The sequence below is a fragment of the Kribbella pittospori genome, from assembly GCF_004331465.1.
GTDB lineage: Bacteria > Actinomycetota > Actinomycetes > Propionibacteriales > Kribbellaceae > Kribbella > Kribbella pittospori.
Window position 1 is genome coordinate 43204 of record NZ_SJKB01000013.1, and the last position, 24177, is coordinate 67380.

Genomic DNA, 24177 nt, shown 5'->3' on the forward strand with positions numbered 1-24177 from the left:
TTGTCAGAGGCGCGGCTCGCTCTACAGGCTCTATCTTACCTGTCGACCGAAGCAGAACCTGCCACCAGGCGCCTGAAACTCGGGTCAGGGCGTCTTTTCGCCCTCCTTTCCATGTCCCCTCTCGCGGGTGGGGTGCCTGAAAGCGCTCAAGGCCGCTCAGTGGCCTCCGGCCGGTTCACCACTGACCGTCTGGGAACCGAGACGATCCGCACCGGTACAGACCGGTTCAACGGACTGGGGCGAGCGTGGACGAGGCGGTCCGTCGCGCACCCCCATCGCCCTTAGGATCGCTGCCGTGGAAAGTCTCGACGACGTCATCGACGCCATGATCGCGGAGCGGGTGATCCACCGGCATCGGCGCAAGTGGCTGATCGCGATCGCCCTCGTCGTCGTCCTGGCCCTGATCGTCCTGGCCACCGGTGGGTGGAAGGAGAAGAAGGGCCGGACCGTGCCGACGCTGACCGCGCCGGTGACGGTGACGTCCGGCAAGTGGGAGTACAACTTCACCAAGGCCGAGATCGTCCAGCACCCGAAGAAGGAGTACTCGCCGGCCGAGGCCGAGCTGCTGGTGTACTTCGACCTGAAGAACATGGACGACGAACAGGACACCAGCGACTCCCTCGACGGCCGGCTGCTCCGCCTGGTACCCGGCGACGGCAAGGATCTGGTCGAGTCCAACGGGGCGACCTGCCGTGGACAGCTGGGCTGGGTCGTGGTCTTCGGTCTCCCGCCGGTCAGTTGCGTCACCAAGTTCGAAGTACCGCCGGACTTCACCGCGGACATGGTCGAGATCGGCGTCCTCGGCGAGCGGTTCGAGTCCGACCAAGGCTTCCTCGGCGCGAACGAGGACCCGTACTGGCAGCAGCCGGAGGCGGATGCGGTGGTCCAGGTCAAGCCGACCGTCGTCGTCGACAACGGGGAGAAGAAGTGAAGCTGTATCGCCCCGCCACCGTCCTGGTCGGTGTCCTGTTCATCCTGCTCGGTGGACTGACCCGGCTCGCCACTCCGGACCACGTGTACGAGAAGCAGAACATGGAGGTCGTGCACGGCACGATCGGCGAGAAGCTTCCGTACGGCGACTCGTCGGTGACCATCACCCGGATGAAGTTCGCCAAGACGGTGCTGGAGAGCGGCGCCAGTGAGGACGACGAGCCGGTCGAGACCGACGGCGTGTTCATCGCGCTCGAGTGGGACGCCGTCCGCGGAGTCACGGAGCCGCTGTCGGCCAACCCGACGCTGCGTGCCGACGGCGGCACCATCTACCGGCCGCTCGGCGTCACCGAGTCCGGCGTCGACTTCCCGGATCCCGGGTTCGCCCAGATCGGCGCCGTCGTCTTCGAGGTCAACCCGTCGGATCTGAAGGGCCTGACGCTACGGCTCGATCCCGCGCCGCTGTACAACGTCCTGTACGTCGCCATCGACGTCGACCTCGGCATCCCGAGTGAAGAGGTGGCTCAGCGGCTCGTCGACGGAGCCGAGGCGCAGTACGTGTTCGGGAACCGCGAGGTGAGGGTGGCGTGAAGATGACCAGGCACCGCGCGGTCCGGTGGGGTGTACAGCTCGCCTTGATGCTCGCGCTGCTGTCGACGAGTTCGTTCCTGATGCTGCGGGACTACATCGACAACGACGAGGAGTTGTTCGACGAGGGCCGGGTCACCGAGGTGGTCAAACAGGGCCCGGTGACGATCGGCAACGTCGAGTGGAAGCTGGACTCGCTGGAGACCTACACCACCCTCGTCAACGACGAGGGCGAGGAGATCTCGCTCGACGACAGGCCGGCCGGCTCGGTCATCGTGGTCGCGAAGATGACCGTGAAGCCGCTCGACGGCCTGTACATGAAGGAGAACGGCTTCAGCTGCTCGGCCAACCTGCGCGACGACCGCGGCAACCTCTGGCAGACCAAGCAGCCGTTCAAGTTCGCGCTGCCGACGTACTGCACGAACGAGGACCAGCCGTTCTACCGGAACAAGCCGGGGTTGCTCGCCGGGGTGTACGTCGTCCCTGAGTCGGCAGTCCCGCACCTGACCGGCGTCGTCGTACAGAACCTGGAGGAGCGCCGGCGCGTCATCCTCACTCCCTGAGGTCAGCCGACGATCAGGCGTTGACCGGCTGCTTGGCCGCCTCGTTCGTCTCCGCCTTCGCCGCCTCTGCCTCGGCGGCCTCGGCGCGGCGCTGGGCGCCGACCGAGATGCAGAGGTCGAACGCCGCCGCCAGCAAGGCGATCCGCAACGGCTCGAAGATGAGGCTCTGGCCCAGGTTGGCGATCTCGTGGACCATCAGTCCCCAGTGCATGCTCTCCGGTCCGACCGCCCGCTGGATCAGGACGAACGCCCAGTCGCTGCCGAGCAGCCAGAACGTGTAGACCATGCAGACGACGCCGAGGAACACCGGACCGACCCGGACCAGCAGCCGGAACGCGTTCAGCGTCGGGTAGAACTTCTCCCGCAGTCCGCCGAGCACCAGGTTCGGGGCTTTGTTGGTGAGGGCAACGATCCGGTTCTGCTGCGGTGCCTCCTGCTCGAGCTGACCGCCGAAGCGGCGCTCCACCCGGGTGCCCTTGAAGACGCCGCCACTGGTCAGCACCCGGTGACCGAAGACGACGGTCGTGATCGCGAGCCAGGTCAGCGGCTCGGCGACGCCGAGCTTGAACAGCGGCCAGAGGCTCTCCCAGAAGAAGCCCCAGAGGAACTCGATCCCGGCCGGGATCGGGATGTGGATCCCGGCGAAGAAGTCCTTCAGCCCGTCCCACCAGTCCAGCGACCAGTACCAGAACGTCCGCTCGCTGATCCAGCCCTTGGCGTCGTCGACCGCGAACGGCGTGACGACGACCGTGATCAGCAGGAAGAACGCCTCGGCCCAGACCTGGACGAACTTCGCCGGCCGGCTCGGCCAGCGGTCGTCGACCGCCTCGATCACCCGGCGCAGAACCAGCAGGATGACGATCGCCGGTAGGTACTTGTGCCACTGACCGCCGCCGAGCTCGAAGAAGGCGGCGCCCGACTGCAGACCACGCTGGACGTTGTTCGTGGACGTCAGCGATCCGATCTGGTCCTCGAGGAATCCCCAGGCCGACCACACCGCGACCAGCGGCAGCAGGGTGACGGCCAGCAGCTCCATCACGCCTTGCTGCGTCGGGTCGGAGGTCTCCTCGCTCTTGTTGGACGCCGCGTCACGCCAGCGGTAGAGCGAGGTCGCGCAGGTCCGGATCATGCCGACGGACGCGGCGATCTGGAGCAGCACACCGATCGAGAACACTCCGGTGCCGAGGCTCGAGTGCGCGTGCTCGTCCAGCCAGATCGCGGCCTCGACGCAGGCCTTGAAGCCGAGGAAGCCGGCCAGCCACCACGTCGTCAGGGGCAGGAGGTTCCGCCACCAGAGCCGGAAGGTGTCTCCGATCAGCTGGACCATCTCGCGGAAACCATCGACGATCGTGCGCATCGCGCCTGATCCTAGGGGCTTTGCGGGTCGCTGGGGGAATCGGTCAGCCGTAGGTGTCGCGGGGGCCGCGGCCGCCGCGGATGGTGCGGGGACCCTTCCGCCAGCTGGGGGTGTGGGGTCCCTGGACGTTGACCTGCGTGACCGTGCCGTCGCCCAGTTCGGTGTTGAGGCGGCGGACCAGGTCGGGGGCGAGGAGCTTGAGCTGGGTGGCCCACGCGGTGGACGACGTACGCACGGTGAGCACGGTGTTCTCGTACGACTCCGGCGTACAGTGCTCGGCCATCTCCGGACCGACGATCGACGGCCAGCGCGCCATCACGCCGTGTACGGCGACATCGACCTCCCAGCCCTGGTCGCGCATCAGCCGGCCGACCGTGTTGGTCAACTTCTGCGGATCCCGGTCGTCCGGACGCGCGCTGCTGATCTGGGCGCCGTCGATCCGCGGCCGCCGGCGGGTCCGCTTGACCGGCTTGATCGGGCCGTTCGCAGCCTGCTGCTTCAGCCGCCCGGCGAGCGATTTCGCCAGGTCCAGTCCCTGCTTGTCGTGGTCGGCTTCGTCCGGACGCTCCGGAGCCGCCTCGCTCTCGAAGCCGCTCTCAGAGGAATTCCGGGGTTCAGGCACGCCGCACGGATCCTTCACCGACATCGAACCGGATGCCGCTGAGCTCAGCGGGCACGTCCGCGCCGACCGCCGCGGTCACCAGCACCTGCTCGGCCGGCGCAACCAGCTCCGCCAATCGGTCCCGGCGCTGCGTGTCGAGCTCGGCGAACACGTCGTCCAGGATCAGCACCGGTTCACCCCCGTCGGATCGAAGCAGTTCGTACGACGCCAGCCGCAGCGCGAGCGCGAACGACCACGACTCACCGTGACTCGCATACCCCTTCGCAGGCAAGTCCCCGAGCCCGAGTACGACGTCGTCGCGATGCGGACCGACCAGCGACACCCCTCGCTCGAGCTCGTCCTGCCGCTTCTCCCGGACCGTCGCGCTCAGCACCTCGGTGAGTTGCTCCCGCGACACCACACCGGGCTCGAGCAGGACCGACGACTTGTACTCCAGCCGCGCATTACCCTTGCCTCGGGCAACAGCGTCGTACGCGCCGGAGACCAGTGGACGCAGGGATTCGAGCAACTCCAGCCGGGTGGCGAGCAGTTCGGACCCGGCCCGGACAAGGTGCGAGTCCCAGACTTCGAGCGTCCGCAACTGCCCCTCGGCGGCGCCCGACCGGTTCTGCCGACGGGCCATCGAGGCGCTGCGCAGCAACGAGTTCCGCTGTTTGAGCACGCGGTCGTAGTCCTGCCGTACGCCGGCCATCCGCGGCGATCGCAAGGTCAGCAACTCGTCCAGGAAACGGCGTCGCTCGGACGGATCGCCCTTCACCAGGGCGAGGTCCTCCGGCGCGAACAGCACCGTGCGGAGCAGACCGAGCACTTCCCGTGGCCGCGGCACCGGCGAACGGTTCACGCGGGCCCGATTTGCCTTCCCAGGATTGATTTCCAGCTCGACGACGACGTCCCGGTCGTACTGGCTGCGGATCTCGGTCCGCACGATCGCCCTGCTGGCCCCGGCCCGGACCAGCGGCGCGTCGGTCGCGACCCGGTGTGATCCGAGGGTCGCGGTGTAGTGGATCGCCTCGACCAGGTTGGTCTTGCCGTGGCCGTTCGGCCCGACGAAGGCCGTCACGCCCGGAGCGAGCTCGACCTCCGCCTGCGCGTAGGACCGGAAGTCGAGCAGACCCAGGGCGGTGACATACACCTCAGTGCTTGGGCGGTGTCGCGTACGACGGGTCCGCGGCCTCGGCGCCCTTCACCGCGTGACCGCCGAACTGGTTGCGCATCGCCGCGATCGCCTTCATCGCCGGCGAGTCCTCCTGCCGGGAGGCGAACCGGGCGAACAGCGCGGCCGAGATGGCGGGCATCGGCACCGCGTGGTCGATCGCGGCCTCGACGGTCCAGCGGCCCTCGCCGGAGTCGTCGGCGTACCCGCGGATCTTGGCCAGGTGGTTGTCGTCCTTCAGCGAGGCGACCAGCAGGTCGAGCAGCCAGGACCGGATCACGGTGCCCTCGCGCCAGGACTCGAACGCCTCCGGCACGTTCTCCACGACGTCGGCGGCCTCGAGCAGTTCGTAGCCCTCGGCGTACGCCTGCATGATGCCGTACTCGATGCCGTTGTGGACCATCTTCGAGAAGTGGCCGGCGCCGACCTTGCCGGCGTGCACGAAGCCGAACTCACCCTCGGGCTTCAGCGCCTCGAAGATCGGCATCACGACGTCGACGGTGTCCTTGTCGCCGCCGCACATCAGGGCGTAGCCGTTCTCCAGGCCCCAGACGCCACCGGACACGCCGCAGTCGACGAAGCGGATGTCCTTCTCGGCCAGCTGAGTGGCCCGGCGGGTGTCGTCGGTCCAGCGGCTGTTGCCGCCGTCGATCACGATGTCGCCGGGGGAGAGCAGGTCGGAGAGCTCGGCGACGACCGCGTCGATCGCCTGCACCGGCACCATGATCCAGACCACCTTCGGCTGGCCGGGCGCGGTGAGCTTGCCGACCATGTCGGCCAGGTCCTTGGCGTCGGAGATGTCCGGGTTGTGGTCGACCCCGACCACGGTGTGGCCTGCGTTGCGGATCCGCTGGCGCATGTTGCCGCCCATCTTGCCGAGACCGACAAGGCCGAGCTCCATCGTGAATCCCCTTGTTCTGTTGGCTTTCAGCTGTTCAGGCGAACCGGCATCAAGACGTACCGGAACTCGCTGATCGGATCACCGTCGAAGTCCCGCACACCGGTCAGCTCGGCCGGCTTGGTCGCCTGCGTGAAGGCCAGGTGCGCGACCGGCGTACCGATCGCGTTCAGGCCGTCGAGCAGGTACGTCGGGTTGAAGCCTACGGTCACCGGTTCACCGGACACCCGCGCCTCGATCGACTCGGACGCCTGGGCCTCGTCACCACTGCCGGCGTCGAGCGTCACGGTGTCGTCGCTGAACGTCAGCCGGACCGGCGCGTTCCGCTCGGCCACCAGGGCCACGCGCTTGACCGCCTCGACCAGCGTGGCGGTGTCGATCCGGACCCGGGTCGCGATCGCGGCGTCGGTCGGGATGATGCCGCGGACCTTCGGGAACTCGCCGTCCAGCAGGCGGGTGGTCGCCCGCCGGTTGCCGCCGGAGACCTCGCCCTCGAAACCGACGATGCCGTCACCGGTGCCCGGCGCGGCCAGCGACACGATCACGTCCGATCCGGTCATCGCCTTCGCGGTCTCGGACAGCACCCGGGCCGGCACCAGCGCGGCCGCGGACGCATCGGGGGACTGCGGGTTCCACTCGAGTTCGCGGATCGCGAGCCGGTAGCGGTCGGTGGCCAGCAGGGAGATCGTGGATCCCTCGATCTCGACCCGGACACCGGTCAGCACCGGAAGCGTGTCCTCACGCCCGGCCGCGGTCACCACCTGCGAGACCGCCTGGGCGAAGACGTCGGCCTTGACCGTCCCGCTCGCGGCCGGAAGCTCCGGCAGAGCCGGATATTCCTCCGTGGGAAGCGTTTGGAGCGTGAAGCGCGAACTGCCACACGTGACTTGGGCCTTCGCACCGTCGACGGCGATGTCCACCGGCTGGTTCGGAAGGCTCTTGGAGATGTCGGCGACCAGCCGGCCGGAGATCAGGCACTTCCCGCTGTCGGCCACCTGTGCGGGCACGGTGACGCGAACGGAGGTCTCGTAGTCGAAACCGGACAGGGTGATCTGCCCGTCCTCGGCCTCGACCAGAAGGCCGGCAAGGATCGGGACGCTGGGACGACTGGGCAAGCTGCGCGCGGCCCAGGCCACCGACTCGGCCAGTACGTCGCGCTCGACGCGAAACTTCACCGCTGGGTGCCTCCTGATTCGGCTGTGTGCCAGGCAGATCCTGCCACGGACAAGTGTGCTCTGCGCCAATCGGGCGTGACGTGGCGCTTCGGGCGGGTCGCGTCGGCGTCGTTCCGGTGGTTCTGCGTGCTGCCCCTCATTGTGCTCCGAGGACAGCCTGACAGGTGCCGCAAGCCGGCGCGAGACCGGGGTTTTCCCCAGGTTGGGCCGCTCGATCGTTTTGTGGACTGGGAACTCTCTACAGATTCCATAGGGTTCTTAGCACCGGTGGATACTGTGGAAAAGCCCCGAGTTCGCAGGTCAGACGTGGTTTTGCCCTGTGTACGCCGTGTGGATGAATCCCGGTCTGGCTGAGGACGCCTGGTGATGACGAATTCTGTCCCCACAGCCAATCCACAACACACAGCGATGTGTCCACGGTGATACCCACAGTTATCCACAGGAGTATCCCCAGCCTGTGTGGTTCCGGTGACCGCGGCGTAGCCCTCGGCGTACAGAATTCTGGACGCGGTCACCGGCCTCATTGCTGCTTCGCTTGGTGCTTGATCCGGTTGGTCAGTTCGGTCACCTGGTTGAAGACGCTGCGCCGCTCCGACATCAACTGCCGGATCTTCCGCTCGGCGTGCATCACGGTGGTGTGGTCGCGGCCGCCGAACTGCTGACCGATCTTCGGCAGCGACAGGTCGGTGAGCTCGCGGCACAGGTACATGGCGATCTGCCGCGCGGTCACCAGCACCCGGCTCCGGCTCGAGCCACACAGGTCGTCGATCGACAGACCGAAGTACGACGCGGTCTGGCCCATGATCATGCTGGCCGTCACCTCGGGCTTGCTGCCTTCGGGGATCAGGTCCTTCAGCACGATCTCGGCCAGGCTCAGATCGACCGGCTGCCGGTTCAGGCTGGCGAACGCGGTGACGCGGATCAGTGCGCCCTCGAGTTCACGGATGTTGGTCTGCACCTTCGAGGCGATGAACTCCAGCACCTCCGGCGGCGCGGTCAGCCGCTCGGTGGCCGCCTTCTTCCGCAGGATCGCGATCCGGGTCTCCAGGTCGGGCGGCTGGATGTCGGTGATCAGGCCCCACTCGAACCGGTTCCGCAGGCGGTCCTCCAGCGCCTCCAGGCGTTTCGGTGCGCGGTCAGAGCTGATCACGATCTGCTTGTTCGCGTTGTGGAGGGTGTTGAAGGTGTGGAAGAACTCCTCCTGGGTCTGGATCTTGCCCTCGAGGAACTGGATGTCGTCGATCAGCAGGACGTCGACATCGCGGTACCGGCGCTGGAACTGGGACGCCTTGTCGTCGCGGATCGCGTTGATGAAGTCGTTGGTGAACTCTTCGCTCGACACGTACCGGACCCGGGCACCGGTGTAGAGACTGCGGACGTAGTGGCCGATCGCGTGCAGCAGGTGGGTCTTGCCCAGACCGGAGTCGCCGTAGATCAGCTGCGGGTTGTACGCCTTGCCCGGCGCTTCGGCGACGGCGACCGCGGCCGCGTGGGCGAACCGGTTCGAGCTGCCGATGACGAAGGTCTCGAAGGTGTACTTCGGGTTCAGCCGCGCCTCACCCTGCGCCTCGGTGGCCGGCTGGGGCATCCCGTTCGGCGGCGGGGCGACCGAGCCGAGCTGGTGACCGAACGGCTGCTGCTGCGGCGCGGGACCACGCGGCTGCTCGTAGTGCTGCGGCGCGGGCTCCTGCCGCTGCGGCGGGCTGAACTGTGGAGCGTTGTTGTTCGGTTCGCTCAGCGCGGACTGGATCGTCGGCTGGTACGCACCGTCGGTCCGCAGCGGCTCACGTACGACGGGCTGCGGCGGCGCCTGCGGTTCGCGCAGTTCGGGGTCGAGCGACGGGTCGACCGTCACGGCGATCCGGATGTCGCGGCCGAAGCTCTCCGACAGGATCCGCTCGAGGTCGGGACGCAGCCGGGTCTCCAGTTGGCCGCGGGTGAAGTCGTCGGGCACCGCTACGATCGCGGTGCTCTCGTGCAGCGTCACCGGGCGGGAGTTGGTCAGCCAGGCACGCTGGTTCGGCGGGAGGCCCGCGAGGACTCGGGTCCAGGCATCACCGAGGTCCGTCACCGGACCGGGTCCTTCGGCTCGAGGCTCGGCAACCCCGGGCCCACCGATCTGCAGCTCGGGCACCCGAACCTCAGCAGTGCCGCTCTCATTGTTCGCACGCCCATCACCCTCGTTCCGCACCGGTCCTGCTCCGTCCCCGTACACGGGGCGATCGTTTCCTGGCGGTTCAGCCGGTCCTCGTGCACCGGCCCAGTTGTTGCTGGTCTCACCGGAGTACCTGAGATTGCCGACCACCGGTGCGGCACCGAAGTACGCCGTACCCGCTGGAGGCTCTGGAGTGGGCGCCGGCGTCGGTGCCGGGCCGGTCGGTAGATCGGTGGCTGCTCGCTCCAGCTCGGAGCGGTACCCGTAGCCCTGGTACTGCGGGCGGTAGCCGGACGCGGGGAGCTCGGGGAGGGGAATCGGAAGAGAGGGGCTGAGGTGGTCGGCCGGATCGGTCCGCGGCGCCGGCTCTGGGGCCGACGGAATCTCGGACCGGAAGTCCGCCGCCGGTTCCGGCCGCAGATCGTGTCTGCCGTCGCCGGTGTATTCCACCTCTGTGAATTCCGCACTGGCGGAATGGTCCTCGACCACGCGTTGCTCCCCGAATCCATCGCTGCGGTGGCCGGCGCGTTCCGGGTTGGACCCGTTCGGCGCGACCGTTAGACCCGACACCCGTGCAGCCGGTGCGTCGCCCGTTCCGGCTCGGCGCGGTTGCCGTTGTCCGCAGTCGGGCGCCGTACTTTCCACACGGTTGTCCACAACTGTGAACGACGCGTGGAGCAGGTTGGTTACCGATCGCGGGGTGTGGGACCTCTGGTGTGAGGGGGAGACGCTAACAAGGTTGCCCAGCCTGCTTCAAGCCGTCATCCACAGGCTATGAACAGCAATTTGGGGGAAACGTCCGGCGTGTCGGGTGGACGCCGGAGCGTAGTCGTGTTGAAGAGATCGCGGTCGGTGACCATCCTGACCACTGCGTGACGACCCGTTGACTGCCCGTGTGGCCACTATTCTGTCCACAGGCCTGTGGATAACTATGGGGACGGCTGGTTTGACCTGTCCACAGGCGGCCACGTACCGTTGATCAGTCGGTGTTGAACCGGCCCTTTTGTGCTGCGCTCCCTGCTGGACCACACTGGTTCCTGAGTGGCGTGTGTGCAGGACTGCACCAGCGGCAGATCTATCAGTGGATCTGTCGATCATTGTGATCTCGAGTAACCGGAGTCATTCCAGTGAGCAAGCGGACGTTCCAGCCGAACAACCGTCGCCGGCACAAGAAGCACGGCTTCCGTCTTCGGATGCGTACCCGTGCCGGGCGCGCGATCATCGCCGCCCGCCGTGGCAAGGGTCGTCAGCGCCTCGCGGCCTGACCGACCTCCTCGACGGTGACCACCTCGTGTTGCCCGCGTCGAACCGGTTACGCCGGTCCGACGACTTCCGCCGCGCCGTCCGATCGGGACGGCGTGCCGGGCGGCGTGCGGTGGTCCTCCATCTGTTGGTGCGGGACGACCGGGCGGACGACGCTCCGGCCGCGCCCGCTCGCGTCGGATTCGTGGTGAACAAGGCGGTGGGTAACGCGGTTCTGCGGAACCGGGTCCACCGTCGTCTGCGTGCTGTCCTGGCCACGCGGCTCCCTGATCTACCGGCCGGCAGCCTGACCGTCGTCCGCGCCCTTCCGTCGTCCGCTTCGGCGTCGTACGACGAACTGGCCGCGGACGTCGACGGTGCGCTGCGGCGGATCCTGGACCCACGATGAGGATCAATCCCGTGAAGAGCGGGATCATCGGTTTTCTGAAGTTGTACCGACTGACCATCAGCCCGCTGTACGGGCAGGTGTGCAGGTTCTACCCGAGTTGTTCGGCGTACGCCCTGGAGGCGGTCGAACGCCACGGTGCGGTGCGCGGTTGCTGGCTGGCGGCGAGGAGACTCGTGCGCTGCCACCCGTGGAACCCCGGCGGCTACGACCCCGTTCCACCCACAGATGTCGACCAGCGCGGAGAGTCGATCTCCGCCAACCAGCCCGGACCGTCCACCGACGCCGGGCCTGTGCAGCGAGGTGCTTGAGTGACTCTTCTGGCCATCCCCGAACTCGCGTTGTGGGACGGGATCGTAGACCTGTTCAACGCCGTTATGACGCCGTTGTACTGGGCCGTCTCGGCGTTGCTCGTCGGCTGGCACTGGGTGTGGAGCCAGGTGCTCGATCCGAACGGCGGCTGGGCCTGGGCGTTGTCGATCGCCGGCCTGACCATCGTCATCCGCACCTTGCTGATCCCGCTGTTCGTCCGGCAGATCCGCTCGAGCCGGAACATGCAGTTGCTGCAGCCGAAGATGAAGGAGCTGCAGAAGAAGTACGGCCACGACCGGGAGAAGCTCGGTCAGGAAATGATGAAGCTGTACAAGGAGACCGGGACGAACCCGTTCTCCTCGTGCCTGCCGCTGCTGCTGCAGTCGCCGATCTTCCTGGCCCTGTTCCGGGTGCTGGACTACGCGGCGAACGGCAAGGCTCACAGCAAGATCATGGAGCCGTACGTCGAGTCGCTGCAGCACGCCAAGATCTTCGGCGCGGAGATCTCGCAGACCTTCCTGAAGGCCAGCGGTCCGGGCGAGAACAACGTCAAGATCGTCGCGATCGTGCTGATCATCCTGATGACCGCGACGATGTTCACCACGCAGCTGCAGCTGATGCGCAAGAACATGCCGAAGGAAGCCCTCACCGGCCAGGCCGCGCAGATGCAGAAGATCATGCTGTACGTCTTCCCGGTCTTCTTCCTGATCGGTGGCTTCAACTTCCCGATCGGTGTGCTGATCTATTGGTTCGTCTCCAACGTGTGGACGATGGGTCAGCAGTTCTACGTGATCCGCCGCAACCCGGCTCCGGGCACCCCGGCGTACGACGCGATGGAAGCCCGCAAGCGCGAGCACAACCTGCGCGCGGGCAAGCCGGCCGACGAGGGCCTGGCGTCCGCCGACGGTACGACGGAGCCCGGTTCGGACCGTCGTCCGGCACAGCGGCAGCAGCCGAAGCGGCAGTCGCGCAGCGACCGCAAGGGCGGCGCTCCCGCCGGCGGTGCTGCGAGCGGCGCCTCGGACTCCGGCGGTTCGGCTGACGATGCGAAGGCCGCCAGTAACGGGCAGGCGTCGAACACCCAGCCGAACGCGGCGAAGAAGACTCAGGCCGGTGCTGCCAAGAAGCAGCCGGCCGGCAAGAAGAGGACGGCTGCCAAGCGCCAGCCGGCGGCGAAGTCTGCCGCCCAGAAGAAGGCTGCGCAGAAGAAGTCCGGCGGATCACGCTGACCTGCCTGCGCTGATTCCTCTTCCTGCTTGTGTATGACCTGGGTCCCCGTGGGGCGGATCTCGACATTGTGAAGGAGTGGCCGTGAGCGACGGCATGCAGAACAACGAGGCGACAGGGGAGTCCACCGACTCCGCTGCCGATCGTCTGAAGGCGCTCGAGGCGGAGAGCGACATCGCCGCCGACTACCTCGAGGAGTTGCTGGACATCGCCGATCTCGACGGTGACATCGACATGGACATCGACGGCGACCGTGCCGCGGTCTCGATCGTCGGTGCGGAACTGAACAACCTGGTCGGCGAGAACGGCAAGGTGCTCGAGGCGCTGCAGGAGCTCACCCGGCTGGCCGTGTACCGGGAGACCGGTGAGCGGTCGCGGCTGATGCTGGACGTGTCGAACTACCGGGCGAACCGGAAGGCCGAGCTGGAAGAGGTCGGCCGGAAGGCCGTCGAGGAGGCGAAGGCGACCGGTACTCCGGTGCGCCTGGACGCGATGACGCCGTTCGAGCGCAAGGTCGTCCACGACGTGGTGGCCGCCGCCGGCCTGACCAGCGAGTCCGAGGGCGAGGAGCCGCGCCGCCGCGTCGTCGTCCAGCCGTCGTGATCCGATGATCGCCGGACGTGTGACGTTGTGACCGAACCTGTTTCACGTGAAACGCCGCCGCTCGTGGAGAAGCTGTATCCACGGGCGGCGGTCCGGCTTGCGGCGTACGCCGAACTGCTGGCCACCGAAGGAACTCTCCGCGGATTGATCGGCCCGCGCGAGGTCCCGCGGCTGTGGGATCGCCATCTGCTGAACTGTGCCGTCCTCGAGCGGCTGGTCCCCGAGGACTCGACGGTCGCCGACATCGGCACCGGCGCAGGCCTACCGGGCATCGTGCTCGCTCTCGTTCGTCCCGACCTCCACGTGTCGCTCGTCGAGCCGTTGCTCCGGCGCACCACGTTCCTCCAGGAGGCGGTCGAGTCCCTCGGACTCGACAACGCCACCGTGGTCCGCGCACGGGCCGAAGAACTCCCGCCGGCGTCGTACGACGTGGTGACTTCCCGGGCCGTCGCCCCCTTGGGCAAACTGGCCGGGTGGTGCCTGCCACTGTGCGTCGAAGGGGGGCTGATGCTGGCGATGAAGGGCTCGTCCGTCGAGGAGGAACTGGACGCCTCCGAACGCGAACTCGAGGCCCTCGGAGCCGAGCTGTGGCACATTCACCAACTCGGCGTCGATGAACTGGCCCAGCCGACGACAGTCGTGAGTATTGTGGCCGGACGTGCTGCAGGGGGATCCCGGCACGGAAGACGCGGGAGGTGAGTGGGTTGGTGAGTCGTGCCCTCGGATGGCCCGAGAAGAGCACCGGGGAAGCCAAGAGTTCCCAGGCGATCGGCTGGCCCGCACAACCCGCTTCCAACTCCCAACTGCTGACCGCAGACGCCGAGCCGGCGAGCGACGAGTACCTGCCGCCGATCGACAGTTCTGCTCTCCGGTCGGTCGCCGCGACCGGTCTCGACCAAGCATCCGCTCCTGACGAGACTCCCGTTTCACGTGAAGCCGGGGCGCCAGGAGATGATGGTGTTTCACGTGAAACGGCATCGCTGGTAGATGCCGACGACAACTTCTCCGAGTCTCCACCGCCTGTGGATGACGACCGCATGAAACTGCCTTCGCACGCGGGGATTCGTCCACAGAAGCCTGTGGATGAACCTGGGGGCACACCCGCCCCGACCCCTACCGACATCCTCTTCGGGCCAAGTCCCGCACCTATTGGAATGGGCGCTATGACTGCCGCACAGATCGCCGCGCGGGCCACGTCGGACGAGCTTCAGCGACGACTTCTCGAGACTCCGATCGCCGCCGCCACCGAACGGACCCTGCTGGTGAATGAAGGACGCACTATGGGCCGCGAGTTCCCGCTGCCTGCCGAGACCCGGGTCTTCGTTGTCGCCAACCAGAAGGGTGGCGTCGGCAAGACCACGACGACCGTGAACGTCGCCGCCGGCCTGGCGCTGTACGGCGCGCGGATCCTGGTCATCGACCTCGACCCCCAGGGCAACGCGTCGACGGCCCTAGGCATCGATCACTCTGAAGGCACTCCGGGTGTCTACGAGGCGGTCATCGAGGGTGAGTCGCTGGGCAAGCTGCTCCAGCCGTGCGCCGAGCACCCCGGGATCATGGTGATCCCGGCAACCATCGACCTGGCCGGTGCCGAGATCGAACTGGTCAGCATCGTGGCCCGGGAGAGCCGGCTGAAGCGTGCCCTCGACGCGCACCTGGCCGAGACCGAGGCCGCGGGAGAGAAGTACGACTACGTCTTCATCGACTGCCCGCCGTCGCTCGGCCTGCTGACGGTCAATGCGCTGACCGCCGCCCGCGAGGTGCTGGTCCCGATCCAGAGCGAGTACTACGCGCTCGAGGGTCTGTCCCAGCTCCTCCGCCACATCGACATGGTGAAGTCGCACCTGAACCCGGGTCTCGACGTCTCCACGATCCTCCTGACGATGTACGACGCCCGCACCAAGCTGGCCGGCGAAGTCGCGGCCGAGGTTCGTGGCCATTTCCAGGACGCCGTACTGCGGACCGCCGTACCGCGCTCGGTCCGGATCTCGGAGGCACCGAGCCACGGGCAGACGGTCCTCGCGTACGACCCGGCGTCCGCCGGAGCGCTCTCCTACTTGGAGGCCTCCCGTGAGATCGCCATGCGCAACAACACCTGATCCGTCGACGGCCCTGGCCCGCCCGGCGTACTGGGACACCGGTTACGGTTGCTCCAGCAGGATTCCTGGGCGGGCTGTTTCACGTGAAACGGTGCTCGGTAGGACCGCAGGACATCAGCAGGTTGTCGAACTCGAGGGAGCGCGATGAACACCCGACTCGGACGCGGACTTGGCGCGCTGATCCCCAGCACGCCTGCTCCTGGGAGCACCGCCACCCTCGGCAGCAAGTCCAGTTCGATTCCGGGAGCACCGCCGGCCGCACGGCCTGAGTCGGAGCTCGCCGCGGTGCCGGGTGCGGAGTTCGCCGAGATCGAGGTCTCGAAGATCACCCCGAACCCGAAGCAGCCGCGCAGCGTCTTCGACGAGGAGGCGATGGAGGAGTTGGTCCACTCGGTGAAGGAGATCGGGCTGCTGCAGCCGATCGTCGTACGCCGACTGGAGCACGACAAGTACGAACTGGTGATGGGCGAGCGCCGCTGGCGCGCGACCCAGGAGGCAGGCCTCGCCACAATCCCGGCCATCGTTCGCGACACCTCGGACGACGTGATGCTCCGGGACGCGCTGCTGGAGAACCTGCACCGGAGCCAGCTGAACCCGCTCGAGGAAGCAGCGGCGTACCAGCAGATGCTCGACGACTTCGGCTGCACCCAGGAAGTCCTCGCCACCCGGATCGGCCGCTCCCGCCCGCAGATCTCGAACACCCTGCGCCTCCTGAAGCTCCCGGCCGGCGTACAGCGCCGCGTAGCCGCAGGCGTCCTGTCCGCAGGTCACGCCCGCGCCCTGCTCGGCCTCCCCAGCGGCGACGCCATCGAGCGCCTGGCCCAACGCATCGTCGCCGAGGGGCTCTCCGTCCGCACCGTCGAGGAGATCGTCGCCCTGGGCGACATGAACGCCGACGACGCCACCCCCACCCAACGCCGCCGCAACAAGCCGGTCGCCCCGCGCCTGGTCGACCTGGCCGACCGCCTCTCCGACCGCTTCGAAACCCGCGTCAAAGTAGACCTAGGCAAAACCAAGGGCAAAATCACCGTAGAGTTCGCGTCCCTGGACGACCTAGAACGCATAGTCACCCTCATGGACCCCAACAAGCAGACCCCGTAGGTCGCACGGGCAGCACCACCTTCGCGGGCGGCACCCGAGGGATCCGGCGCCAGCACCACCTTCGCGGCCAGCACCACCTTGGCGGGCAGGACCACCTTCGCGAGGCAGCACCAGCTCGCGGCCAGCACTCCTCCTTCACGGTCAACACCAGCCCGCAGGTCCACCACGCCGCGGGCCGAACAACCACCGTCGCCGCCAGCACCACCACCGTCGCGGCCATCACCACTTCACGGGAAGCACCACCTCACCGCGACCACTCCCGTGGGCACGCCCCATCTCGCGGCCACATCTCGCTGGCACGGCCACCACTACGCCGCGACCACTTCGCGGGCGCGACCACATCTCGCAGCCACCACCTCGCGGACACGACCACCACCGTCGCGGGCAGCACCCGGCTACCACCGCCCCACCTCCACGGCCGCCTCCCGTGCCGACACAACCGCACACCGCCCCGCTCCACGCGAGGACTCCCAAGACCAGCGCCCCAAAGCCACGCCATGTACGCCGTCGCACAACGCGACCCTCAACCCGCCACCTACCGACACGGCCGGGCGGTAGACGATCTCCAGCAGTGGGTCGGTCGCAGTGACCGGGTCACGACCTGCGCCACAAGCGCCAAGGCGACTCCGGACCACCCCCCCGTAACCCACCACCCCGTGACCCGCCGGCGTTAGTCACCTCCACCGACTCGGCCCCGGCGAGCGGCCCCTCGCACCACCGTCATGCAGCGGACTGACAAGGGCGCCGAGACCGCCACCTCCCAACCACACCAACACCCCAGTCGTCCCACGCGACCGCACCAACCACGGCGCCCACCGACGACCCCACGCCGCAGAAGCTCCGATCGCCCCGACCCCCGCCCGGCCCCCCCACCCCGGCCCCGGCCGAGCACCCCGCCCGGTCGTCCACTCCGCCCCGCTCGTCCGCGCCGGTCGCCCACCCCGCGCCGGTCGCCCACCCCGCCCCGGTCGCCCACCCCGCCCCGGTCGCCCACCCCGCCCCGGTCGCCCATCCCGCGCCGGCCGTTCACTCCGCCCCGGCCGTTCACTCCCACCGGTCGTGCATCCCGCCGCGGCAACTGCCCGCGGCTCTGACCCCCGGCCACGATCCTCCGGAGCACGACGGGTCGGCGCTCAGTGCCCGACCCAGCTCGGCCGGGCAAGGCCGGCGTCGCCTGATCCGGCGCAGCCAGGCAAGACCGGCGCCCACCCGCCCCGGTCCACGAGGTCCTCGGCGCCGAGATCCCCACCTACGGACTTCCCGCCGATCGGGGTGCCAGTCAGTCCTCCTGATGTCCCGAAGGACAGGAGGTAGGCACGAGCCCAGCTCAACGTGGCGCCGGGAGCGGACCAGGCTGCAAGCCGACTGACCACCACCCGTCCTTCGGTACGGCGTTCGCGACGAAGACCTGGGTCGGAAGACAAGCGCACTTACAGAACCCACCTCGCCCGGCGCGAGGTCCGAAGTACACCGGACCTCGCTGGCTTCATGTCCACGCCCGCACTCTCTAGCTAGCTCGCTTCGACCGCGGCCGTTCAGCCGGTCGAGTGGAGGTCAGACTGGACGTCGTTCGGCCCCTCCAAGTGGACCGAGGCACGTGAGCCGTCGGCCCGAGGCCACCGCCGCCGGGGCTGCGTGGATGTCTGCAGCGCGGCGACAGGCTGACCTCGAGGACGACTGCGCTTGCCAGCGAGGCGCGCCGCGCCGCTCTGCAAACTCAGTGACGACTGGTCGTTCCTCGGCACGGTCGGAGGTCCGGGAGACGGCAGGACTGAGCAGCTCGCCGAGCAGCCGGCGTCTCGGGTCGGAGGAGTAGAGCGAACTCGCTCGGCCAGATCTCCGCCAGCCAGTCATCGAATGTTTCACATGAAACATCAGTCCAGCACCGGCTAGCCGACTCGCCCGCGGCTGCTTGTCCGACGCCTCAGGATCTGTCGAAGACGGGGGCGGAGCCGGACGCAGTGCCCCCGGGGACGGCGTTCGGGCGGAGGAAGGCGGTAGGGGACTACCCGCACCTCGTACGAGCGAGGCCTGTGGCATGACGCCTCCTGGCGTAGACGGCAGCGGACTCCAGGTGAGGAGGCGGCGGCAGTTGCCGAGATCCTTGGTGCCTGCGGTCGGCGGAGTCGTCGTCCTTGGTACGGCAGACGTCGGCGAAGTCCGGGGCGGACGGGCGACGGCAGTTGCCGAGGGCACCGGCGCCTGGGGGGATAGCGGAGTCGTGCAGCCTGGCTGGTTTCATCTCGACCCCGCACTCGCTAGTCAGCCTCGGCCGCGGCTGCTGACTCGGTCTCTGGGTGCACCGAACGACGGGTAGTCGTCGGCTGCGGACGGCACAGAGCCTCGTTCCGGCGAGTGTTGGTCCGTGGCCGGGCTGGGACTACCCGTTCTCCGCGCGGGCGGACGCTGGCGGAGGGCGGGCAGCCGGGCGCGGGGTGTTGCCGAGGGCATCCGCGGCTCACGGCCGCGGAGTGTCGACGCCGGATCCGCGAGGTCGGCCTGGCCGAGCGAGGCTGTGCAGCGGGCGGGAGTGGGCAGCGGGCGGGAGTGGGCAGGTGCTCGGCAGGGACCGTGAGGAGAGCTGAGGTGTGAGGGGGCGCTGCGCATCAGGAACCCGGGCGAGAAGGCCGACAGGTCGGAACCTCGAACGGCCGTTGGGTCGGCGAGGCTGGCGTCCGGAACTGCCGGATTCCTCTGTGTGCGGGATTCTTAGCGAGGTGCGGGGCTGCCGCTTCTAGCCGTTGGCGTCGAGAGCAGGGCGGCGACACGCTGCGCGAAGGTGCTTAGGATCGCGTTGGGGGAGGAATTCTGGGGGTTCGGGTGCGGGCCTGGTCTCGAACCGATCCGCGCGGGATTTGTCGACAAAGCTATTTGGGGACTTGCGGCGAATGTTTCATGTGAAACATTCGGGCGTGGGCGGCTTTGATGAGGTGGCTGGCGGGGAGCTTGGCGTCGGTGAGGGCCTACGGCGAGGGACCAGTCGATCGCCCCAGTTGAGGCGTATCAGTCGAGGCCGGTCAGGTTCTCCCAGTACACGGAGGGAAGAGGCGCGTACCGGGAGCCGCGGTCGCCGATGTCGGGCTTGCGGACGTCGACCGAGTTGGTGGCCGCAGTGGCATTTGAGTGTGTCATCGAGATCGTGATGGCCGAGGTGTCGAGGCGCGGTGGCGTCGGCGCCGCGACAGGCCTAGGGGAGCGCCTCGTCGACACGGGAGCAAGCTAGCTGAGAACTTGTCGCCAGGTGACCTCACGAGGCGACAAGACCCCGTACGTCCGATGGCAAGCGAAGCGCGGCAGCTCGAGCTTGGCGCCTATCGGGGACTGTCAGACACAGACTCACCAGGATGCGAAGGGCGAGGCCGATTGTCCCAGGCGTGCGTGGCTAGCTGGTTTCAGCTGGCGCGGTTTGCCTGGGTGATGTCGTTGAGGGCTTGGCACGAGGGACAAGCTGAGGCCGCCGCGAGAGGGCGGCTGCGGGATTAGCGGCCTACAAGTTCGTGGGTGGTTTTGCGTTCGGCGTAGAAGGAGAGGAAGGGGATGGTGCCGGCCAGGGCCATCAGGACCAGGCGGGGGAGGGACCATCGGACTCGGCGGAAGAGGTCGAAGGTGCCGAGTAGGTAGATGACGTACAGGAAGCCGTGGAGGGGGCCTACGACGTCCATTGCGCTGGGGTCGTCGGCGAGGTACTTCAGGGGCATTGCGACGAACAGCAGCACCAGCAGCATGACACCGACGATGTAGGCGATCACGCGATACCGGGTGAGTGCACCGCGGACGGCCGGCGTGAGTGGCTGCGGGGTGGCGGAGGTGGCGGGGTCGGCTGGTGAGGTCACGCTGAAACGGTACCGCTCGACTCCACAGCCCCACCGGCCCGGTCACCTTCACCAGTAGGCCGACCACCGGACCGACCATCGGTCCTGTCATGCGAGCCGTCATCGGACCCGTCTACCCCATCGGCCCGGTCACCTTCACCACAGGCCCACTACTCGACTCACCATCGGTCTCTCGTTCAGACCCGGCAGACTTCGCGGCTTGGTCGCCGTCATCACCAGGCCGACGACCGGATCGACCAGCGGTCACCTCACACGAGCCGTCATCGGACCCGTCTACCCCATCGGTTCGGTCACCCTCGCTACCAGGCTCATCACCGGATCGACCATCGGTCCCGAGATCGGTCCCCTCAGCCTCCGCGTCTGGGTCCCCGTCGCTACCAGGCTCACCACTGGATCGACCATCGGTCGTGTTATGCGAGCCCTAGTCGGATCGGTGAGCCGCAGTGGCCCGGGCGGCTTCGCCAGGCTGACGAGCGGACCACCATCAGTCCAACGGGGTCCCGTCAGCCTTCTGCGTCTAAGCCCCCATCGCCAGCCGGCTCACCTCCGGATCGACCTCGGTCCTGTCATGCGAGCCCTAGTCGGATCGGTGAGCCGCAGTGGCCCGGGCGCCTTCGCCAGGCTGACGATCGGACCCGTCAGCAGTCGCGTCGTCCGAAGCGTCGTCGGACCTGTCAGCCCCACCGCCCCCGGCGCCGTCACCGGCGGGCTCACCGTCGGACCCGCCATCGGTTCCGTCGGCTGAGTCGTTGGGCTCTGCTTCGGTTCGGTGGGCGTCGGTGACCATTCGCCACCACATCCAGAGGGTGAAGGCGGCGAAGATCCACCATTGGAAGGCGTAGGCGACGTTGCGGAGGCCGGCGTGGTCGGTGGGAGGCGGGGGCGGGGGTACTACGGCTGGGGCGGGGGAAGGTACGGCGCCGGACTCGACTGACGACTGGATGACGAAGGCGTCGTACAAGCGGTAGTCGACCAGGTGGACGATCGTTGGGATGCGTAGCGAGGACAGGACGCGGCCCTTGGCGGCGTCGGCGGAGGAGTCTTCGGCCTCGGAGGCCGTGACCGTTCCTGTCAGCTTCACCGGGCCTGTGGGTGCCGTCGCGGCCGGATCGTTGACCGAGGCAACCCAACCGCGGACGACCATCACGGCACCCGAACCGTCAACCATCAGAGGGGTTGCGACCCAGAACCCGTCCCGATCACCCTGCCGCCGATCTGCGATGAAGACCTGATCCGCACCGGGCGCCCAAGTACCGCTCACGGTCACGCGCCGGCCGACAGCCTTCGACGGGAGACCCTCGTCGATCGAGAAGAGCGACTGCAACGCGACCGGCTCACCCTCGGCTCGCTTGGCCGTGGCCGCGTCGGTCTTCGACTGGTACACGTCCAACTGCCAAACGCCCAGCACGGACATCACCGCAGCAATGGCCAATGCCAACAGCAACAATCCGGACCACCGCGGCGTCAGCACCGTCCGCCACAGCGGCCGTCCATCCATCAGGACCTCAACAACGAGCCGCGGCCGCAGCCAGCAGGTCGCGGCACAGCACACCCAGCTCGATGCCCGCGGCCTCGGCTGCCAACGGCACCAACGACGTCTCCGTCATCCCTGGAGCGACGTTGACCTCCAGGAACCAAGGCACTCCCGAAGCGTCCACGACCAGGTCCGACCGCGACAGATCGCGCAGCCCCAGCGCCTCATGGGCCGTGACCGCCGCCGAAGCACACGCGGCCGCGACGCCATCGCCCAGCTGAGCCGGTACGACGAACTGCGTCGCGCCGGCGGTGTAGCGGGCCTCGTAGTCGTAGAACCCGGAATCCGGCCGGATCTCCACCGCAGGAAGCGCGCGCGGCCCGTCGCCCGTGTCGACCACGGTCACCGCGATCTCGGTCCCGTGGATGTACTGCTCGATCAGGGCGACCGGCCCATAGGCGTAGCAGTTCACCATCGCCGATGGCAGCTCCTCGGCCGACCGCACGATCGACGCACCGAGCGCCGAACCACCGCGGGCCGGCTTCACCACCAGCGGCAGCCCGATCTGGTGGATCACCGCCTCCATCAGCGCGGCGGCGCCCAGCTCGCGGAACGTCTCGTGCCCGAGCACCACAGACGAGGGTGTCTGCAGTCCGGCAGCGCCAACCATGGTGGACGCGACCGGCTTGTCGAAGGCAGTCCGGCACGCCGCCGCGTCGGCGCCGACGTACGGAACGCCGTACAGGTCGAGGACCTGGCGGAGCGCGCCGTCCTCGCCGGTGACGCCGTGCAGGACGGGGAAGACCGCGTCCGGCGGATCGTCGCGGAGCCGTTCGACCAGGTTCGCGTCGACGTCACGCTGCTCGACCTCGACGCCGACGCTGCGCAGGGCGTCGGCGACCCGTCGGCCGGACCGGAGCGAGACGTCCCGCTCGTGTGACAGTCCGCCTGCCAGTACCAGCACTCGACCCAGATCACTCATCACAAATATCCCGATCACTCGTGGGCGACTCCGGCACGGTCGCCGGTCCCGAGGCCCACTGGAACGGTACCGCTACCGCGTCAAGGACCCCCGGCCGCCCGCAGATCCATTGCGCAACCTTTGCGCACTGGCTATCAGGTCAGCTCCGGACCCGGGGCGTCGTACCCGTGCCCGGCGCCGGGTGGCAGCGGGCCGAAGGTCTGCCGGAGCTCGAGCTCCTCGTGGATCACCGCGGCCAGCCGGCCGACGCCTTCGGTGATCCGCTCCGGCGTCGGATGACAGTACGACAGTCGCATGCACTGCGACCCGAAACCGTCGGCGAAGAAGGCGGTTCCCGGTACGTAGGCCACCCGCGCGGTGACCGCGCGCGGCAGCATCGCCTTCGCGTCCAGCCCGTCCGGCAGGGTCAGCCAGACGTAGAACCCGCCGCCCGGCCTGGTCCAGGTCGTTGCCGCGGGCATCTTTTCCGTCAGCGCCGCCAGCATTGCGTCGCGGCGCTCCCGATACATCTCCCGGAACTGCTTCACCTGCCCGAGCCAGTCATGCCGGGTCAGGTACGACGAGATCGCGAGCTGACTGAAGACCGGTGGGCACAGGGTCGCGGATTCCTGCGCCAGCACGAGTTTCTCGCGTACGGCGTGCGGCGCGACCGCCCAGCCGACCCGGAAGCCCGGCGCGAACGTCTTCGAGAACGAACCGAGGTAGATCACGCCCTCGCGGTCGTCGGCACGCAGCGCCCGCTGCGGCTCACCGTCGAAGCCGAGCAACCCGTACGGGTTGTCCTCCAGCACCAGCAGATCGGCGCGCTGACAGATCTCCAGCACGCGCGAACGCCGCTCGTTGGACAGCGAGACACCGGCCGGATTGTGGAAGTTCGGGATCGTGTAGAAGAACTTGATCCGCTTGCCGGCCGCACGCACGGCTGTGATCGCCTGCTCGAGCGCCTCCGGTACGACGCCGTCGTCGTCCATCGCGACGTGGACGACCTCGCACTGGTACGCACGGAAGACACCGAGGGCACCGACGTACGACGGAGCCTCGCAGATCACCACGTCGCCCGGGTCGCAGAACACACGGGTGACCAGGTCGACGGCCTGCTGGCTCCCGACCGTGACGACGACGTCGTCCGGGTGGGCGTCGATCCCCTCCAGCCGCATCACGTCGCAGATCTGATCCCGCAGTACCGGATCGCCCTGGCCGGAGCCGTACTGCATCGCCACCGCACCGTTGTCGATCACCAGGTCGCGGACCGCGCCGCCGACCACGTCGAGGGGGAGTCCACCGATGTTCGGCATGCCGCCGGCCAGCGAGACCACCTCGGGCCTGCTGGCGACCGAGAACAGTGCCCGGATCTCGGATGCGGTCATGCCCTTGGTCCGTGCTGCGTACCGGTCGACGTAGTTGTCGAGACGGGTCTGCCGGACATCAGGCACGTCAGCACTCACTGAGCCACTCCA

The 24177-nt window shown here is 68.0% G+C and carries 21 protein-coding genes and 1 pseudogene; 11 read left to right on the forward strand and 11 right to left on the reverse strand.

Annotated elements, in window-relative coordinates:
- Window positions 1–295: 295 nt before the first annotated feature.
- The 3 genes from E0H73_RS33640 to E0H73_RS33650 are packed head-to-tail and all read left to right on the forward strand — an operon-like array spanning window position 296 to window position 2081.
- A complete protein-coding gene (locus E0H73_RS33640; protein ID WP_131363241.1) occupies window positions 296–931 on the forward strand; it encodes a hypothetical protein in 636 nt (211 codons plus the stop codon).
- Window positions 928–1521 carry a type 2 periplasmic-binding domain-containing protein gene (locus E0H73_RS33645; RefSeq protein WP_131363243.1) on the forward strand — a complete coding sequence of 198 codons (594 nt, stop codon included), beginning with the start codon at window positions 928–930 and terminating at the stop codon, window positions 1519–1521. Before E0H73_RS33640 ends, E0H73_RS33645 begins: the two co-directional genes overlap by 4 nt.
- A gap of 2 nt (window positions 1522–1523) precedes the next feature.
- Window positions 1524–2081 carry a hypothetical protein gene (locus E0H73_RS33650; protein WP_131363245.1) on the forward strand — a complete coding sequence of 186 codons (558 nt, stop codon included), beginning with the start codon at window positions 1524–1526 and terminating at the stop codon, window positions 2079–2081.
- A 13-nt stretch (window positions 2082–2094) separates the two neighbouring features.
- On the opposite strand, the gene E0H73_RS33655 is transcribed toward E0H73_RS33650, so the two are convergent.
- The 6 genes from E0H73_RS33655 to dnaA all read right to left on the reverse strand — a co-directional run bounded on the left by E0H73_RS33655 (window position 2095) and on the right by dnaA (window position 9357).
- Window positions 2095–3438 (reverse strand): hypothetical protein, encoded by a 1344-nt coding sequence (locus E0H73_RS33655; protein WP_131363247.1) that lies wholly within the window; start codon window positions 3436–3438, stop codon window positions 2095–2097.
- A 43-nt stretch (window positions 3439–3481) separates the two neighbouring features.
- Window positions 3482–4060, reverse strand: coding sequence for a DciA family protein (locus E0H73_RS33660; RefSeq protein WP_131363249.1), 579 nt, complete (start codon window positions 4058–4060; stop codon window positions 3482–3484).
- The gene (recF, locus tag E0H73_RS33665) at window positions 4053–5192 is read right to left on the reverse strand and encodes a DNA replication/repair protein RecF (RefSeq protein ID WP_131363251.1); all 1140 of its coding nucleotides are present in this window, start codon (window positions 5190–5192) and stop codon (window positions 4053–4055) included. The genes E0H73_RS33660 and recF overlap by 8 nt, the downstream gene beginning before the upstream one ends.
- A gap of 1 nt (window position 5193) precedes the next feature.
- On the reverse strand, window positions 5194–6114 hold the full coding sequence (gene gnd / locus E0H73_RS33670; protein ID WP_131363253.1) for a phosphogluconate dehydrogenase (NAD(+)-dependent, decarboxylating): 921 nt from the start codon (window positions 6112–6114) through the stop codon (window positions 5194–5196).
- 26 nt (window positions 6115–6140) lie between these two features.
- Window positions 6141–7286 (reverse strand): DNA polymerase III subunit beta, encoded by a 1146-nt coding sequence (gene dnaN / locus E0H73_RS33675; protein WP_131363255.1) that lies wholly within the window; start codon window positions 7284–7286, stop codon window positions 6141–6143.
- 520 nt (window positions 7287–7806) lie between these two features.
- Window positions 7807–9357, reverse strand: a complete 1551-nt coding sequence (dnaA, locus tag E0H73_RS33680) for a chromosomal replication initiator protein DnaA (protein ID WP_131363509.1) — start codon at window positions 9355–9357, stop codon at window positions 7807–7809.
- A gap of 1211 nt (window positions 9358–10568) precedes the next feature.
- Here dnaA and rpmH point away from each other — a divergent pair.
- The 8 genes and pseudogenes from rpmH (at window position 10569) to E0H73_RS33720 (ending at window position 16431) form a co-directional block, all read left to right on the forward strand.
- Window positions 10569–10706 (forward strand): 50S ribosomal protein L34, encoded by a 138-nt coding sequence (gene rpmH / locus E0H73_RS33685; protein WP_130386492.1) that lies wholly within the window; start codon window positions 10569–10571, stop codon window positions 10704–10706.
- 26 nt (window positions 10707–10732) lie between these two features.
- Window positions 10733–11092: a ribonuclease P protein component gene (rnpA, locus tag E0H73_RS33690; RefSeq protein WP_131363257.1), complete on the forward strand. Its 360-nt coding sequence runs from the start codon at window positions 10733–10735 to the stop codon at window positions 11090–11092.
- Complete coding sequence (gene yidD, locus E0H73_RS33695) at window positions 11089–11400, forward strand: membrane protein insertion efficiency factor YidD (RefSeq protein WP_131363259.1); 312 nt, start codon at window positions 11089–11091, stop codon at window positions 11398–11400. The genes rnpA and yidD overlap by 4 nt, the downstream gene beginning before the upstream one ends.
- A 66-nt stretch (window positions 11401–11466) precedes the next feature.
- Window positions 11467–12384, forward strand: a pseudogene (gene yidC / locus E0H73_RS33700) (membrane protein insertase YidC); the annotation flags it as partial.
- A 328-nt stretch (window positions 12385–12712) separates the two neighbouring features.
- Window positions 12713–13231: a Jag family protein gene (locus E0H73_RS33705; protein WP_475009307.1), complete on the forward strand. Its 519-nt coding sequence runs from the start codon at window positions 12713–12715 to the stop codon at window positions 13229–13231.
- A gap of 27 nt (window positions 13232–13258) precedes the next feature.
- The gene (gene rsmG / locus E0H73_RS33710; protein ID WP_131363263.1) at window positions 13259–13930 is read left to right on the forward strand and encodes a 16S rRNA (guanine(527)-N(7))-methyltransferase RsmG; all 672 of its coding nucleotides are present in this window, start codon (window positions 13259–13261) and stop codon (window positions 13928–13930) included.
- 464 nt (window positions 13931–14394) lie between these two features.
- Complete coding sequence (locus tag E0H73_RS33715) at window positions 14395–15330, forward strand: ParA family protein (protein WP_165555927.1); 936 nt, start codon at window positions 14395–14397, stop codon at window positions 15328–15330.
- Window positions 15331–15474: 144 nt separating this feature from the next.
- The gene (locus tag E0H73_RS33720; RefSeq protein ID WP_131363265.1) at window positions 15475–16431 is read left to right on the forward strand and encodes a ParB/RepB/Spo0J family partition protein; all 957 of its coding nucleotides are present in this window, start codon (window positions 15475–15477) and stop codon (window positions 16429–16431) included.
- 3003 nt (window positions 16432–19434) lie between these two features.
- Here E0H73_RS33720 and E0H73_RS48100 read toward each other — a convergent pair.
- The 5 genes from E0H73_RS48100 to E0H73_RS33745 all read right to left on the reverse strand — a co-directional run bounded on the left by E0H73_RS48100 (window position 19435) and on the right by E0H73_RS33745 (window position 24165).
- Window positions 19435–19563: a hypothetical protein gene (locus tag E0H73_RS48100; protein WP_272949172.1), complete on the reverse strand. Its 129-nt coding sequence runs from the start codon at window positions 19561–19563 to the stop codon at window positions 19435–19437.
- 347 nt (window positions 19564–19910) lie between these two features.
- Window positions 19911–20264: a DUF3817 domain-containing protein gene (locus E0H73_RS33730; protein ID WP_131363267.1), complete on the reverse strand. Its 354-nt coding sequence runs from the start codon at window positions 20262–20264 to the stop codon at window positions 19911–19913.
- A gap of 577 nt (window positions 20265–20841) precedes the next feature.
- Window positions 20842–21762, reverse strand: a complete 921-nt coding sequence (locus E0H73_RS33735; protein WP_131363269.1) for an SURF1 family protein — start codon at window positions 21760–21762, stop codon at window positions 20842–20844.
- A gap of 7 nt (window positions 21763–21769) precedes the next feature.
- Complete coding sequence (locus tag E0H73_RS33740) at window positions 21770–22720, reverse strand: D-alanine--D-alanine ligase family protein (protein WP_131363271.1); 951 nt, start codon at window positions 22718–22720, stop codon at window positions 21770–21772.
- Window positions 22721–22854: 134 nt separating this feature from the next.
- Entirely contained in the window at window positions 22855–24165 is a 1311-nt protein-coding gene (locus E0H73_RS33745; RefSeq protein WP_131363273.1) for an aminotransferase-like domain-containing protein, read from the reverse strand.
- Window positions 24166–24177: the final 12 nt, after the last annotated feature.

What these genes read in the sequence shown, in the direction of transcription:
- E0H73_RS33650 (WP_131363245.1), top strand. Translation starts at nt 1,524, where the DNA reads ATGACCAGGCACCGCGCGGTCCGGTGGGGTGTACAGCTCGCCTTGATG.
- E0H73_RS33655 (WP_131363247.1), bottom strand. Translation starts at nt 3,438, where the DNA reads ATGCGCACGATCGTCGATGGTTTCCGCGAGATGGTCCAGCTGATCGGA.
- gnd (WP_131363253.1), bottom strand. Translation starts at nt 6,114, where the DNA reads ATGGAGCTCGGCCTTGTCGGTCTCGGCAAGATGGGCGGCAACATGCGC.
- yidD (WP_131363259.1), top strand. Translation starts at nt 11,089, where the DNA reads ATGAGGATCAATCCCGTGAAGAGCGGGATCATCGGTTTTCTGAAGTTG.
- E0H73_RS33715 (WP_165555927.1), top strand. Translation starts at nt 14,395, where the DNA reads ATGACTGCCGCACAGATCGCCGCGCGGGCCACGTCGGACGAGCTTCAG.
- E0H73_RS33720 (WP_131363265.1), top strand. Translation starts at nt 15,475, where the DNA reads ATGAACACCCGACTCGGACGCGGACTTGGCGCGCTGATCCCCAGCACG.
- E0H73_RS48100 (WP_272949172.1), bottom strand. Translation starts at nt 19,563, where the DNA reads ATGACACACTCAAATGCCACTGCGGCCACCAACTCGGTCGACGTCCGC.
- E0H73_RS33735 (WP_131363269.1), bottom strand. Translation starts at nt 21,762, where the DNA reads ATGGATGGACGGCCGCTGTGGCGGACGGTGCTGACGCCGCGGTGGTCC.
- E0H73_RS33740 (WP_131363271.1), bottom strand. Translation starts at nt 22,720, where the DNA reads ATGAGTGATCTGGGTCGAGTGCTGGTACTGGCAGGCGGACTGTCACAC.